11 protein-coding genes are annotated in these 12,768 nt (G+C 72.5%); 2 read left to right on the plus strand and 9 right to left on the minus strand.

The features are described 5' to 3' along the window. Window positions 1–47: 47 nt before the first annotated feature. Entirely contained in the window at window positions 48–809 is a 762-nt protein-coding gene (locus CGL27_RS22475) for a phosphoglyceromutase (protein ID WP_078642133.1), read from the minus strand. 150 nt (window positions 810–959) lie between these two features. Here CGL27_RS22475 and CGL27_RS22480 point away from each other — a divergent pair, with 150 nt between their 5' ends. After that, entirely contained in the window at window positions 960–2,330 is a 1,371-nt protein-coding gene (locus tag CGL27_RS22480; protein ID WP_205587733.1) for an MFS transporter, read from the plus strand. 18 nt (window positions 2,331–2,348) lie between these two features. On the opposite strand, the gene CGL27_RS22485 is transcribed toward CGL27_RS22480, so the two are convergent. From CGL27_RS22485 to mshA, 6 genes are all read right to left on the minus strand, one after another. Beyond that, window positions 2,349–4,472, minus strand: coding sequence for a M48 family metalloprotease (locus tag CGL27_RS22485; RefSeq protein WP_119989602.1), 2,124 nt, complete (start codon window positions 4,470–4,472; stop codon window positions 2,349–2,351). Further along, window positions 4,469–5,167, minus strand: a complete 699-nt coding sequence (locus CGL27_RS22490) for a sigma-70 family RNA polymerase sigma factor (RefSeq protein ID WP_240450599.1) — start codon at window positions 5,165–5,167, stop codon at window positions 4,469–4,471. The genes CGL27_RS22485 and CGL27_RS22490 overlap by 4 nt, the downstream gene beginning before the upstream one ends. After that, window positions 5,160–5,399 carry a hypothetical protein gene (locus CGL27_RS22495; protein ID WP_150112962.1) on the minus strand — a complete coding sequence of 80 codons (240 nt, stop codon included), beginning with the start codon at window positions 5,397–5,399 and terminating at the stop codon, window positions 5,160–5,162. Before CGL27_RS22495 ends, CGL27_RS22490 begins: the two co-directional genes overlap by 8 nt. A 112-nt stretch (window positions 5,400–5,511) precedes the next feature. Then, a complete protein-coding gene (locus CGL27_RS22500; RefSeq protein WP_119989604.1) occupies window positions 5,512–7,251 on the minus strand; it encodes a glycoside hydrolase family 55 protein in 1,740 nt (579 codons plus the stop codon). A 197-nt stretch (window positions 7,252–7,448) separates the two neighbouring features. Continuing rightward, window positions 7,449–7,994 (minus strand): YbjN domain-containing protein, encoded by a 546-nt coding sequence (locus CGL27_RS22505; RefSeq protein ID WP_119994502.1) that lies wholly within the window; start codon window positions 7,992–7,994, stop codon window positions 7,449–7,451. Beyond that, complete coding sequence (gene mshA / locus CGL27_RS22510; protein ID WP_119989606.1) at window positions 7,987–9,348, minus strand: D-inositol-3-phosphate glycosyltransferase; 1,362 nt, start codon at window positions 9,346–9,348, stop codon at window positions 7,987–7,989. Before mshA ends, CGL27_RS22505 begins: the two co-directional genes overlap by 8 nt. A 140-nt stretch (window positions 9,349–9,488) precedes the next feature. Here mshA and CGL27_RS22515 point away from each other — a divergent pair, with 140 nt between their 5' ends. After that, window positions 9,489–10,301 carry a class I SAM-dependent methyltransferase gene (locus CGL27_RS22515; protein ID WP_119989608.1) on the plus strand — a complete coding sequence of 271 codons (813 nt, stop codon included), beginning with the start codon at window positions 9,489–9,491 and terminating at the stop codon, window positions 10,299–10,301. Here the strand turns inward: CGL27_RS22515 and CGL27_RS22520 are convergent. Both CGL27_RS22520 and CGL27_RS22525 read right to left on the minus strand, forming a co-directional pair. Beyond that, window positions 10,264–11,745 (minus strand): APC family permease, encoded by a 1,482-nt coding sequence (locus CGL27_RS22520; protein WP_119989610.1) that lies wholly within the window; start codon window positions 11,743–11,745, stop codon window positions 10,264–10,266. The two genes, CGL27_RS22515 and CGL27_RS22520, sit on opposite strands and share 38 nt — an antisense overlap. Window positions 11,746–11,875: 130 nt before the next feature. Continuing rightward, window positions 11,876–12,724, minus strand: a complete 849-nt coding sequence (locus CGL27_RS22525) for a helix-turn-helix transcriptional regulator (protein ID WP_078642138.1) — start codon at window positions 12,722–12,724, stop codon at window positions 11,876–11,878. Window positions 12,725–12,768: the final 44 nt, after the last annotated feature.

Consider the following 12,768-nt stretch of genomic DNA (forward strand, 5'->3'; position numbering starts at 1 on the left):
CCCCCGCACCGCGCCGTATGCGCAGGTCGGGGGCATGATCACAAAACCTACTTCTTCTTGCCCTGGTTCTTTACCGCCTCGATGGCGGCCTTCGCGGCCTCCGGGTCGAGGTAGGTGCCGCCCGGGTTGACAGGGCGGAAGTCGGCGTCGAGGTCGTAGGAGAGCGGGATGCCGGTGGGGATGTTCAGGCCCGCGATGTCGGCGTCGGAGATGCCGTCGAGGTGCTTGACCAGGGCGCGGAGGGAGTTGCCGTGGGCGGCGACCAGGACGGTGCGGCCGGTGAGCAGGTCCGGGACGATGCTGTCGTACCAGTACGGCAGCATGCGCTCGACGACGTCCTTGAGGCACTCGGTGCGGGGGCGCAGCTCCGGCGGGATGGTCGCGTAGCGCGGGTCGTCGCTCTGGGACCACTCGGCGCCGTCCTCGAGCGGGGGCGGCGGGGTGTCGTACGAGCGGCGCCACAGCATGAACTGCTCCTCGCCGAACTCGGCGAGGGTCTGAGCCTTGTCCTTGCCCTGGAGCGCGCCGTAGTGGCGCTCGTTGAGGCGCCAGGAGCGGCGGACCGGGATCCAGAGGCGGTCGGCGGCATCGAGGGCGAGCTGGGCGGTGCGGATGGCGCGCTTCTGGAGGGACGTGTGGACCACGTCGGGGAGCAGGCCGGCGTCCGTCAGCAGCTCACCGCCGCGGACCGCCTCCTTCTCGCCCTTCTCGTTCAGATTGACGTCCACCCAGCCGGTGAACAGGTTCTTCGCGTTCCACTCGCTCTCGCCATGGCGGAGGAGGATCAGCTTGTACGGTGCGTCGGCCATGCCGCCGAGCCTACTGGACCGGTCTGAGGCGGTCGGTTGACGGACCCCGTCAATTCGCTGGCGGCGCGGGGGGCCGCGTCGGTAAGTTGCGGATGCTGGTTGTGCCACTTACAGATGCGGCTTGTGTCGCGCACAGGGGGGAGTCGTCCGGTGTCCGTCGCTCGACTGAAACGGGCCGCGAAGGAGAGCGTCTCGGGGTTGCCCCGGGAGTTCTGGTGGCTGTGGACCTCCACGCTGGTCAATCGGCTGGGCGGGTTCGTGGCCACCTTTCTCGCCATGTACCTGACCGTGGACCGGGGCTATTCGCCGATGTTCGCCGGGCTGGTCGGGGCGCTGCACGGGCTGGGCGGGGCGGTGTCGGCGGTGGTCTCCGGGGTGCTGACCGACCGGCTGGGGCGGCGGCCCACGCTACTGGTATCGCAGGTGTCGACGGCGGTCACGGTCGCCGTGCTGGGCTTCGTCCAGAACCCGGTCGCCATCGCCGTCGTGACCTGTCTGGTGGGGATGACCAGCAACGCGTCACGGCCCGCGGTGCAGGCGATGATCGCCGACATCGTCCGTCCCGAGGACCGGGTGCGGGCCTTCGCGCTCAACTACTGGGCCATCAACCTCGGCTTCGCCGTCTCCGCGGCGGCGGCCGGGCTGATCGCGAGCCACGGCTATCTCACGCTCTTCCTGGGCGACGCCGGGATGACGCTGCTGTGCGCGTTCATCGTCTTCGCCAAGGTGCCGGAGTCCCGTCCGGAGCGGGGTGGCGCCGCCGGAGGTGGCGGTGGGGATATGGCAGTGGACAAGCCGGAGGCCGGGCTGGGCTCGGTGCTGCGGGACCGGCGGTTCATGGCCGTGGTCGGGCTGTCATATCTGGTCGCGACCCTCATCCAGCAGGCGTTCGTGGCGCTGCCCGTGGCGATGGGGGCGGAGGGGCTGTCCAGCACGGACTACGGCATCGCGATCGCGACGAACGGCGCGCTGATCGTGGCCGTACAGATCCCGGTGACGCGGTTCCTCGAACATCGGGATCCGGCGCCGCTGCTGATCGCCTCCGCGCTGCTGACCGGAGGGGGCTTCGGGCTGACCGCCTTCGCCGGGTCGGTGGGGATGTACGCGGTGGCCGTGACCGTCTGGACGCTTGGCGAGATCATCAACTCCCCCACGCAGATGGGGCTCGTGGCCCGGCTCTCCCCGACCCATGCGCGCGGCCGCTACCAGGGGATGTACAGCCTGTCGTGGTCCCTCGCCTCGCTCACCGCGCCGCTGGTGGGTGGCGCGGTCATGGACCGCTTCGGGGCGGACGCCCTGTGGGCGAGCAGCGCCGTGGTGGGGCTCGTGGCGGCCGGGGGGTACGCGGCGCTGGGGCGTGCGATGCGGAACCAGCCTGGGGGCGGGACGTCTGAGGGCGACGTGGGTGCTGGGGTGGATGCTGAGGTGGGTGCTGGAGTGGGTGCTGAGGTGGATGCTGAGGGTGTGGTGGGTGCCGGGGGCGGCGTCCGGGCTGGGGTGGGCGAGGGCGCCGGCGGCTAGGGGCGCGGCCCGGTGCGATTACGGCGCGGGCCTGGGGATCACGGGCTCGATGTGGATGCTCGGTATCGAGGGCGGTGGCAGCCGGTAGGTCGGGATCGTCGGCCGGTCCGGGAAGGTGGGCTGTCCGTAGGTCGGGTACGGGGCGGGCTCCGTCCCCGTGCCGCCGCCCGGCTGGTAGCGGTCGTTCCACCGGGTCACCGGGATCCGGGGGTAGCTCGGCTCGTCCCTGTTCGCCCACAGCGCGAACATCAGCCCCGTCATCCCCACCAGCACGGTGAGCGCCAGCGCCCCTACGCCGATGATGCGCCGGCGCGCGGGGCCGGTGACCTCGGGCGTGATGCTGATCCGCCGCGCCTTCTCCCCCGGCATCGGTCCAGCCGCCGTGCCCCCGGCCGGGCCGGGCAGGGGTGCGCGTTCGTCCACGCCCAGGGCGGCCAGGTGCAGCCCCAACCGCTGGGTCTGGCCGGGCAGCCGCACTGCGGTGTCGGCCCAGGTGCGGATGGTTTCGGGGGCGATGCCGTCGGGCGGTACGAGGATGCTGGGGCCGGTCCAGTTCATGGCCCAGTACGCGGTCCCCCGCGCGACCAGTTGCGCTCCGATCAGCACGGCGAGGGCGTCGGCCAGGGAGCTGAGCGGATCGTCGCGTTCGGTCTGCCCGGGGTGGGGCGTCCGCTCACCGTGCGGCAGACGGGAGTTGAGGGCGCGGGCCAGCGGCATACGGCGGCCGCTATCCAGCAGTCGCAGCACCCGCTGGACCGTCAGCGCGTCTGGCTGGGCGGCTGGTCCTGCGACCGGTCCCGCGTCCGGCTCCCCGGCCCACCGCGCGTCCGGCTCCGCGACGGGCTCCGCGCTCGGCCCCTCTTCCGGCTCCCCGGTCGGCCACGATTCCGGCACCGTTACCGGCCCCGCCTTCTGGCGTCCCGCCCCCTCGGCCTCCTCGACCCCGCGCACCGCCTCGGCCAGCGGGGTCAGGATGCGCGTCGCCCGTTGCTCGGCCAGTTCGGTGAGCCAGTCCCGCCACGGCACCCGCTTACCCGCGTCCGGGCCGGACAGCATGACGCGGCCCAGCGCGACCGCGTACCGCGACCGTAGCGAGAGGGGGTCCGGGGAGAGGGAGCCCGGGGAAAGGGGTTCGGCGCCGGGCTCCGGGGCGGGCAGGCGCGCCAGCCGTTCCAAGCGGGTGGCCAGGGCCGGATGCGCGTCGTCGCGGTCGGCGGGCCGCTCTACGGCGCGGGCGCGTAACGCGGCCAGCGGCTCCCGTACTTCGGGGGCCTCGACCATATGGGCGAAGGCGCGGAACGGATCGTCGGGGATCCGGCCCGTCGCCCGGCGCATCGGGGCGAGGAAGTCCGCGAGGAACTCCTGCCACGCCGCCTCCAGCGCCGCCGTCGAGCGCAGCGCGTCGGCCATGGCGCCCGGACCGGCCACCCGGGCGGCCTCACGATCGGCCTCCAGCTCCTGCCGTCGCCGGACCGGGCGGGTGAGCCAGCGGAAGACGTGGGTGTAGAGGCCGAGCAGCAGCAGGGGCCAGCCCGCGTACAGCCGCACCAGGTCATTGGCCGCCGACGCCTCCTGGATCGCCTGCCGGGCGGCGACCAGCCCCGCCGCGCCCCGGTGGGCGACCGCGCCGAAGCGGCTGTGGCGGCGGGAGAAGTGGCCCAGCTCATGGGCGAGGACGGCGCGCAGTTCGGCGGGCGACAGACAGGCCAGCAGGGGCATTCCGAGGTAGAGGACGCGCTGGCCGGGGGCGAGCCCGAGGAGCGGTGCGTCCTCGGTGACGGAGGCGTTGACCTCGGCGGTCAGCCGGATACGGGCGGGCGGCCGGGTGCCGACGGCGAGGGCCAGCTCCTCGACCGTGCGCCATAACTCCGGCGCCCCGCGCCGGGTCACCGGCACCGCGTCCTCACGCGATACGGCGGGGCGGGCGGTGCGGATCACCGCCCACACCATGCCGAAGACGATCGGGGCGAACGCCGCGCAGGCGGTGACGACGCTCACGGGCGGCGTCTGGACCCCCGGCTCTCCGGCGGTCCATAAGGCCGCCGCGAGGAAGGCGCCCCAGAGCAGCACCATGGCCGCGACCAGCGCGTAGAAGACGGCGAGCAGGGCGAGGGCGAGGAGGGCACGGGCGGCGGCGATCATCGGCCCTCCCGGGTGCCGTCGTGGGCGCCGTGCCGGGCGTCAGGCCGGAAGCCCTTCCGCGCGTCGGACCGGAAGCCGTCCGACAGCCACTCCGCGGCCCCGTGCAGCGCCACCGTCAGCGGGTCCTCCGGTGTGCGGGTCAGCAGGCGCTCGGTCGGGCGGCCGAGCTCCGGGGAGACGTCCAGCAGCAGGCTCAGCCGGGCGCGGGCCTTGTTGAGGTTGCTGCCGACGCTGCCGACCGAGATCCCCAGCTCGGCGGAGATCGCCCGATAGCTCATGCCCTCGAGCGAATGCATGACGACCACCTGACGCTGGCGCGGCGGCAGCGTGCCGAGGGCGCGCAGCGCGGCCAGTGCCTCGGCGGTCTCCTCCACGGTGGCGGTCGTGGCGGCCGGGACGGTCGTCTCGGCCATCTCGACCGGCTTCCAGCGGAACCACCAGCGCCGCCCGTCCTTCGAGAGCTTGCGCCGCATGGTGGTGGTCACCCATGCCTCGGGCGAGGCGTACGCCCTGACCTTGGGCCAGCGGCGCATCGCCTCGATATACGCCTCCTGCACGGCGTCCTCGGCGTTCTGCCGGTTGCCGCTGAGCATCACCGCGCGGGCGGCCAGCCAGGGGTAGGTGCGGGCGTAGAAGGCGTCGAACTCCTCCTCGGACTCGCCGCCACGCGCGGTCTCCTCGACGGTGTCACTCACCCCGATCGCCCCCGTCCCGCTCCTCCACCCGCCGCCTTATGGTCAGCGCCGTGCCGTCGGGGCGGCGGTCGGTGAGCACCGTGCCCGGTGCCGTTCTGCTCACCAACTCGGCCAGTGTGCGCGCCCGGAGCCGTTCGCCCGAGCGCGCCGCCAGCCAGCGGATGACGTCCCCCATCAGCCGTAGCACCCCCACCGTCACGACCGTTGCCACCGTGAGCCACGGATTGTCCATGAGCACCGTTGTGTCTCCTCTTCATGGTTCCCGGCCAGAGCCGGTTCACCATGAAGAGGCGTCATGGACCGTATTTCTTCACCCCGTTTCGCACCCTGTTTTCCGGGAGATGTCAGCCCATCGCGCGCTGCGCCTCGTACAGATTGCGGGGGTGGACGGCCTCGGGGTGGCCATAGGACTCGATACGGGAGTGCAGCGGACCGGTGAAGTCCGGGACGTCGATCTGGCCGAACTGCCGGACCTCGCTGATCCCGACCGTCGCGCTGTACGGCGCGATGTCGTCGACCTTGACGCACCCGGCCCGCTGATTGCCGACCGTGACGTTCCAGTGGGTGAACCGCGCACCGTAGAGCGGGCCCGCGCTCGCGTCGCCGCCGTGCGCCCCCGTGTTGTCCACGGTGATCTCCGTACGGACGTTGGCGAAGGGCATCCCGCGGTGGGTGTCGAAGGTGCCCATCTCCATCCGGCCGCGCGACCAGACGTTGTAGCTGGACAGCCCCTCCACGTTGATGCCGTGCAGTGACGTCCCCGCCGGGGCCGGGACGGTGCGCTGGGCCAGGACGAAGTCCTCCACGAGGTTGTCGTGCGAGCCCTCGCGGCAGCAGTAAGGATGATGGCTGCCGCGCCCCGTCACCCGGGTGCGGCGCAGGGTGCACGCCTTGGCGGCGACGAGCAGGAAGCCGTTGTCGACGTTGTTGACGGTCACGTCGTCCACCCAGCAGTCCCACGCGCACTGCAGCGCGACGCCGTTGTACCCCTTGTCCAGCAGATGCTGCGACTGCGGGGTCTCGACGACGTCGAGGGTGATGCCCTCGACCCCGGAGCCGGTGACCGGGCGTACGAGCGTGGTGAACCGGGGCTTCCAGGCGGGCCGGGCATCCAGCGGCAGCGGACGGTCGAGGGTCACCCGGCGGCGCCACCGGTCGACGGAGACGACGCGGCACGGCCATTCGTAAGGAACGTACGAGGTGAGCTTGGTCTTGTCGGCCCAGACGTACTCCGCGGCGCCCTCGACGTCACCGGCCATATGGCGCAGGAGGGAGTGCGTGTCGTCGTCGGCGAGCTGGAACAGCACGCGGTCGCCGCGGCGCAGGGCGGACGGGTCCTCGACGGTCACCGTCCAGTCCCCGCGGCGGGCGGGGGCGGCGAGATCGGTAAGGGTGTGCCACTCGTCGCGCTTGTTGCCCGTCCAGCCCTCGAACGGCCACGCCTGGGCCCGGATCGCGTCGGTCAGGGAGCGCAGGCGGGCGTCCGGGCAGATCCAGATGAGCCCGCCGGCCCAGGACCAGGACGACTTGTTCCCGCCGTAGCGGCTGCCGTACGGGCCGATCAGCTCGGTGAGGCTGCGGGTCGCGTGGAGGGTGGTGCGGCCACTGCCCGCGCCGCGCAGCACGACGTTGTCGTAGCCGAGGCGGATGACGTCGTCCACGCGGTACGTCCCGGGCGGCACCAGGACCGTGCCACCGCCGCGCCGACCGACCGCGACGATGGCGCGGTTGATCGCGGGCGCGGCGTCCGTGGAGCCGTCGGGCCGGGCGCCGTAGTCGCGGACGTTGGCGACGACGGGCAGGCGGGGGAAGTGTGTACGCCCGCCGAGGAATCCGGCGCGGCCGACGTACGGGATCTGCGGATGGGTGTATGGCCGGGCGCGGAACTCACGCCAGAGGGGGGACGTACCCGCCCCGCCCGAGGTGCGCGGTCCGCCCGAGGCGCCCGGTCCGGCGGCGGTACGCGATGCGGCCGCCGCGTCCGTGGGGGGCAGGAACGGGGTGCCCGTCCCCAGGAACGTGGCGCCCGCCGCCACGCCCATCGCGCCGCCGAGCAGCCGCCTTCTGTTGATCTCCGTGCCCATGAACCAGCCCCGCCTTCCATGGATGTGAACGCAGTTCAGGTGAGAGACGGCGTGAGAATGCCATGGGGCAGGGGTGCGCGGAAGGGGTCGCGTCAGGATGGACGCGCGTCAGGCATGACAAGGACGCGCGTCAAGCATGGCAAGGAGGCGCGTCCGGGCCGTACATCGAGCGCGAGCGGAACGCGCCCCGCCGACGTTCACTTCGCCGCATCCCGGGTCAGGTTGCTGAACGCCTCAAGATTGCGCGTGGATTCGCCGCGCGCCGTGCGCCAGGCGTACTCCTTGCGGATGGCGGTCGCGAACCCCATCTCCAGCAGGGTGTTGAAGCTGCCGTCCGCGTTCTCCAGCACCGTGCCGAGCAGCCGGTCCACTTCCTCCGGGATGACCGCGGCGAGCGGCAGCTTGCCCACCAGATAGATGTCGCCGAGCTGGTCGATCGCGTAACTCACCCCGTAGAGCCGGGTGTTGCGCTCCAGCAGCCAGCGGTGGACGGCCTCGTGGTTCTCGTCGGGATGGCGGACGACGAAGGCGTTGACCGAGAGGGAGTGCCGGCCGACCCGCAGCGAGCAGGTGGTCGACAGCTTGCGGGTGCCCGGGAGCGTGACGACGTAGGTGCCGTCCTTGGGGCTCTCCCACTCCAGTTCGGCGTCGTTCAGCGTCCGCTCGATGACGGCCCGGGGGTCGGCCTCGGCGGCGGTGCCGGCCTTGGGGTCAGCGTGGGGATCAGCCTTGGAGTCAGCCATGGGCCGATCGTAGGCGACGCCGCTCACGCATCGCCTCCGCGTAGACGTCCGCCGTGGCCGCGGCGGCCGTGTCCCACCCGAAGGACTCCGCGTGCCGGGCCGCCGCCGCGCCCATCCGTTCCACCCTCCCCGGCTCGCTCGCGAAGGGACGCAGGGCGCGGGCGTAGTCGGCGGGGTCGTGGCCCTGGATCAGGGTGCCGCTGACCCCGTCCCGTACGGCCACCGGCAGACCGCCCACCGAGGCCGCGACGACCGGCGTGCCGCATGCCTGGGCCTCGATGGCCACCAGCCCGAACGACTCGCTGTACGACGGCATGACCAGCACGGACGCCGCCCGGTACCAGTCCGCGAGCTCGTCCTGCGCACAGGGCGGGCGGAACCGGACCACATCGCAGATCCCCAGCCGCGCCGCCAGCTTGTGCAGCCCCTCGGGCTTGGCCAGGCCGCTGCCGCTGGGGCCGCCCACGACGGGCACGACCATGCGCTCACGCAGCGAGGGGTCCTCCTCCAGGAGGTGGGCGACCGCCTGCAGCAGGATGTCGGGGGCCTTGAGCGGCTGTATGCGCCCGGCGAAGAGGGGTATGAGCGCGTCGGCCGGGAGCCCCAGCCGGGCCCGGGCGGCGGCCCGGCCGTCGGCGGGACGGAAGCGGTCGAGGTTCACCCCGGGGTGGACGACCGCGACCAGCTCGCGGGCCGCCTCGTAGTGGTGCACCAGTTCGTCGGCCTCCCCGCCGGTATTGGCGATCAGCCGGTCGGCGGCGCGGACGATCTGCTGCTCGCCGATCACGCGGGCCGCGGGCTCGGGGGTGTCGCCCGCCGCCAGCGCGGCGTTCTTGACCTTGGCCATCGTGTGCATGGCGTGCACCAGCGGCACTCCCCAGCGCTCGGCGGCCAGCCAGCCGACGTGGCCGGAGAGCCAGTAGTGGGAGTGGACGAGATCGTAATGGCCCGGCCGGTGCCCGGCCCACGCCCGCATGACCCCGTGGGTGAACGCGCAGAGCTGGGCCGGCAGCTCCTCCTTCGCCAGCCCCTCGTAGGGCCCCGCGTCCACATGCCGTACGAGCACACCGGGGGCGAGCTCGACGGATGGCGGCAGCGCGGCGGTGGTGGCCCGGGTGAAGATCTCCACCTCGATGTCGATGGCGGCCAGGCGCTTGGCCAGCTCGACGATGTAGACGTTCATCCCCCCGGCGTCGCCGGTGCCGGGCTGATGCAGCGGCGAGGTGTGCACACTGAGCATCGCGATCCGCCGCGGACGCCGTGGCATGCGGCGAAGCCGCTGGTGGGGCGGGGCGCCGAACGGTATAGGGGACCGGCCTCGCAGACCGCCGAGCCGGGACGCGTGCTGGCTCACCGAGCGTTACCTCCTTGACGGGGCGGGCTCTCCTCGGGCGTTAACACCGGAACCCATGGTTCCCATTTCCGCTTTGCCAAAGCGTGACGTTCCGATACCCGTCGGCCACGCCCCGTCCGCCCCCGCATAGGCTCTGCGCCATGCCCGCCCGCGTTCCCCCGCCGTCCCGTCCGATCGGTTCGGCGACCCGCGGGACGACCAATCCCAATCGGCTGCGCCGGATGGACCGGTGGATCGCGGCGGCGCACGGGGCCGCGCTGCGGCGGGCCGGGGACGCGCCGGTGGCGGTGGATCTGGGGTACGGGGCGGCCCCGTGGACCGCCGTCGAGCTGCTGGACCGGCTACGGACCGTACGGGCCGGGGCGCGTGTCGTGGGGGTCGAGATCGACCCCGGGCGGGTGGCCGCCGCGCGGCCGTACGAGCGCGAGGGGCTCACCTTCGCGCACGGTGGCTTCGAGGTGCCGCTGCCCGGCGGGGCCCGCCCGGCGCTCATCCGGGCGGCCAATGTGCTGCGGCAGTACGAGGAGGGCGAGGTCGGCGCCGTGTGGCGGCGGCTGTGCGCCCGGCTGGCCCCCGGCGGGCTGCTGGTGGAGGGCACCTGCGACGAGATCGGGCGGCGGCACGTGTGGGTCGCGCTCGACGAGGCGGGCCCCCGCACCGTGACCTTCGCGGCCCGCCTCGGCTCCCTGGAACGCCCCTCCGACCTGGCCGAACGGCTCCCCAAGGCGCTGATCCACCGCAATGTGCCGGGCGAGGCGGTGCACACCTTCCTGCGCGACTTCGACCGCGCCTGGGCGGCCGCCGCCCCGTACGCGCCGCTCAGCGCCCGTCAGCGCTGGATACGCAGCGCCCAGACGCTGCGCGCGCGGGGCTGGCCGCTCGCCGACGGACCACGGCGCTGGCGCCAGGGCGAGGTCACGGTGCGGTGGGAGGCACTGGCGCCCCGGGGCTGACGGCTCCGCCCGGGGCCGCGTCCGGATCGGCGCCCGCCGCGTACTCCTCGCTGATCTCCTTCGGCCCGAACGGCCACACCTTCTCCGCCCGCGCCCACAGCACGAACGCCACACACCCCGCCACGACCCAGGCCAGCGACCATTCGATGGGGTGCCGTCCGGGGGAGTTCTTGTCCGCGTAGCCGTAGATCACCACCCAGCCCACCAGCGCCACCACGCTCGGCAGCGGATAGAGCCACATCCGGTACGGCCGCCGCAGCCCCGGCTGGCGGCGGCGCAGCACCGTAAGGGCGATGATCTGCGCCAGGGCCTGCACGATCACCATGACCGTGGTCAGCAACTGGATCAGCGTGGCCAGATCGGTGTGGCGGCCGATCAGGAAGCCGATCGCGGTGACGACACCCATCGTGGCCAGGCCCAGCACGGGGAAGCGATGGCGCGGGTGGAGCGTGCCGTACGGACGGAAGAAGACCCGTTCGCGGGCGGCGTCGTACGGCACCCGGGAGCCGCCCAGCAGCCCGGCGAAGACCGACGCGAAGGCCGTGATCAGGATGAGCACGGTGACGACGTCGGCCGCGCCCTTGCCCCAGGTCTCCTCCAGCACCGCCGAGGCGACGGACTGGGAGGCCACCGAGCCGGGCTCGGTCATCTCGTGCCAGTCGACGACGCCGAGGGTGCCGATCTGCAGCAGCAGATAGATCCCCATGATTCCGGCGATCGAGGTGACGATCGCCCGCGGCAGGGTGCGGCCGGGGTCCTTGATCTCGGCGCCCATGTACGCGGCGGTGTTGTAGCCGAGGTAGTCGTAGATCCCGATGGTCAGGCCCGCGGCGAACCCGGTCCAGAAGTGACCGCTGCTCAGTTCGAAGGCATGGGCCGGATAGGTGAACGCCTGTCCCGCGTCGAAGTGGCTGAAGGCGGCCACGATGACCAGGACCACGGAGGCGATCATCACGCACCACATGACGGCCGTGATCCGGGCGATGTGCTCGACCCCCCGCCACAGCAGCCCGATGACCAGGACGATGACGCCCAGTCCGACCAGATCGCCCTGGGTCTGCGTCATATCCGGCCACAGATAGCCCAGATACTGCACCAGACCGACCACGCCCGTGGACATGATCAGCGGAATGAACAGCATCGCCGTCCAGACGAACAGGAACGGCATCAGCTTGCCGCTGCGGTACTGGAACGCCTGGCGCAGATACACATAGCTGCCCCCGGCCCCCGGCAGCGAGGCGCCCAACTCGGCCCAGATCAGCCCGTCGGCGAGCGCGAGCACCGCGCCCGCGACAAAGCCGATGACGGCCTGCGGTCCGCCGAAGGCGGCGACCATGAGGGGGATGGTGACGAACGGCCCGATGCCGCACATCTGGCTCATGTTGATGGCTGTCGCCTGGAACAGGCCGATACGGCGGACGAATCCGCCCTCGGTGCCGGACATCCGGACCTCCATTGCCCTAGCGCGCCACCGTGGGAGGAGTTGAAAGTAAGGAAACTTTCCAGTCGCGTCAAGGAGGTGGACGAAACAGGGTTGGGGCAGAGCGCGGGGCGCGGGGCGGCGGCTCGGGCCGTCAGGCCACCGCCGCCGCGCCCGCCAGCACCTTCAGCGCCTCCGCCGTCGCCGACCCCTCGTCGGCCGTGTACGTGCACAGCATCTGCCCCGGGTCGGCGGGCAGGACGAACGCCTCGAACCGCAGCACCAGCTCCCCCATCTCCGGATGGCGGAACCGCTTGACGCCCCGCGTCCGCTCCTGCACCTCCTGTGCCTCCCACCGCCGCCGGAACTCCTCACTCCGCTCCAGCAGCTCATGGGTCACCCGGCACACCCGTGAGCTGCCGGGGTGGCGCCCGACCTCCGCGCGCAGCCCGGCCACCGTGTCGTCGGCGACCTCGGCCCAGTTCGGATGGATCTCCTTGAGCCGGGGGTCGAGGAAGACCAGCAGCGGGCCGTTGCGCCGCTCCTCGGGGATCGCGGGGTAGTCGATGCCGAGCAGGGTGCCGAGCCGGTTCCAGGCCAGGACGTCCATCGCCGGGCCGTAGACATAGGCCGGGACATTGCCGTCCATCGCGTTCAGCAGCTGCTGGATCTCCGGCCGTACGCGCGGCCGCGGATCGGGGTCGGTCGCGCCGCCGCGCCGCCGCGGCAGGGTGATGTTGCGCAGATAGGTGTGCTCGGACGGGGTCAGCCGCAGCGCCCGCGCCAGTCCGCCGACCACCGAGTCCGAGATGGCCGGGGCCCGGCCCTGCTCGATACGGGTGTAGTAGTCGACGCTGATCCCGGCCAGCTGGGCGACCTCCTCACGGCGCAGACCCCGCACCCGGCGCCGTACGACCCCCTCCGGCAGCCCCAGCTCGGCCGGGTCGAGCGCGGCGCGGCGCGCCTTGAGAAACGACTTGATCTCCGGTTCGGCATGGCCCATCCGTCCATTATCCGCGCGCCGCCCGTTTCTGGGCCGGACAGGTG

It is taken from the genome of Streptomyces sp. 11-1-2, assembly GCF_003595545.1.
In the GTDB taxonomy this organism is placed as follows: Bacteria; Actinomycetota; Actinomycetes; order Streptomycetales; family Streptomycetaceae; genus Streptomyces; species Streptomyces hygroscopicus_B.

Excerpts from the sequence above, each read along its gene's own strand:
- CGL27_RS22505 (WP_119994502.1), bottom strand. The coding sequence starts at position 7,994 with ATGGCTGACTCCAAGGCTGATCCCCACGCTGACCCCAAGGCCGGCACC.
- CGL27_RS22500 (WP_119989604.1), bottom strand. The coding sequence starts at position 7,251 with ATGGGCACGGAGATCAACAGAAGGCGGCTGCTCGGCGGCGCGATGGGC.
- CGL27_RS22495 (WP_150112962.1), bottom strand. The coding sequence starts at position 5,399 with ATGGACAATCCGTGGCTCACGGTGGCAACGGTCGTGACGGTGGGGGTG.
- CGL27_RS22515 (WP_119989608.1), top strand. The coding sequence starts at position 9,489 with ATGCCCGCCCGCGTTCCCCCGCCGTCCCGTCCGATCGGTTCGGCGACC.
- CGL27_RS22520 (WP_119989610.1), bottom strand. The coding sequence starts at position 11,745 with ATGTCCGGCACCGAGGGCGGATTCGTCCGCCGTATCGGCCTGTTCCAG.
- CGL27_RS22485 (WP_119989602.1), bottom strand. The coding sequence starts at position 4,472 with ATGATCGCCGCCGCCCGTGCCCTCCTCGCCCTCGCCCTGCTCGCCGTC.
- CGL27_RS22525 (WP_078642138.1), bottom strand. The coding sequence starts at position 12,724 with ATGGGCCATGCCGAACCGGAGATCAAGTCGTTTCTCAAGGCGCGCCGC.
- CGL27_RS22475 (WP_078642133.1), bottom strand. The coding sequence starts at position 809 with ATGGCCGACGCACCGTACAAGCTGATCCTCCTCCGCCATGGCGAGAGC.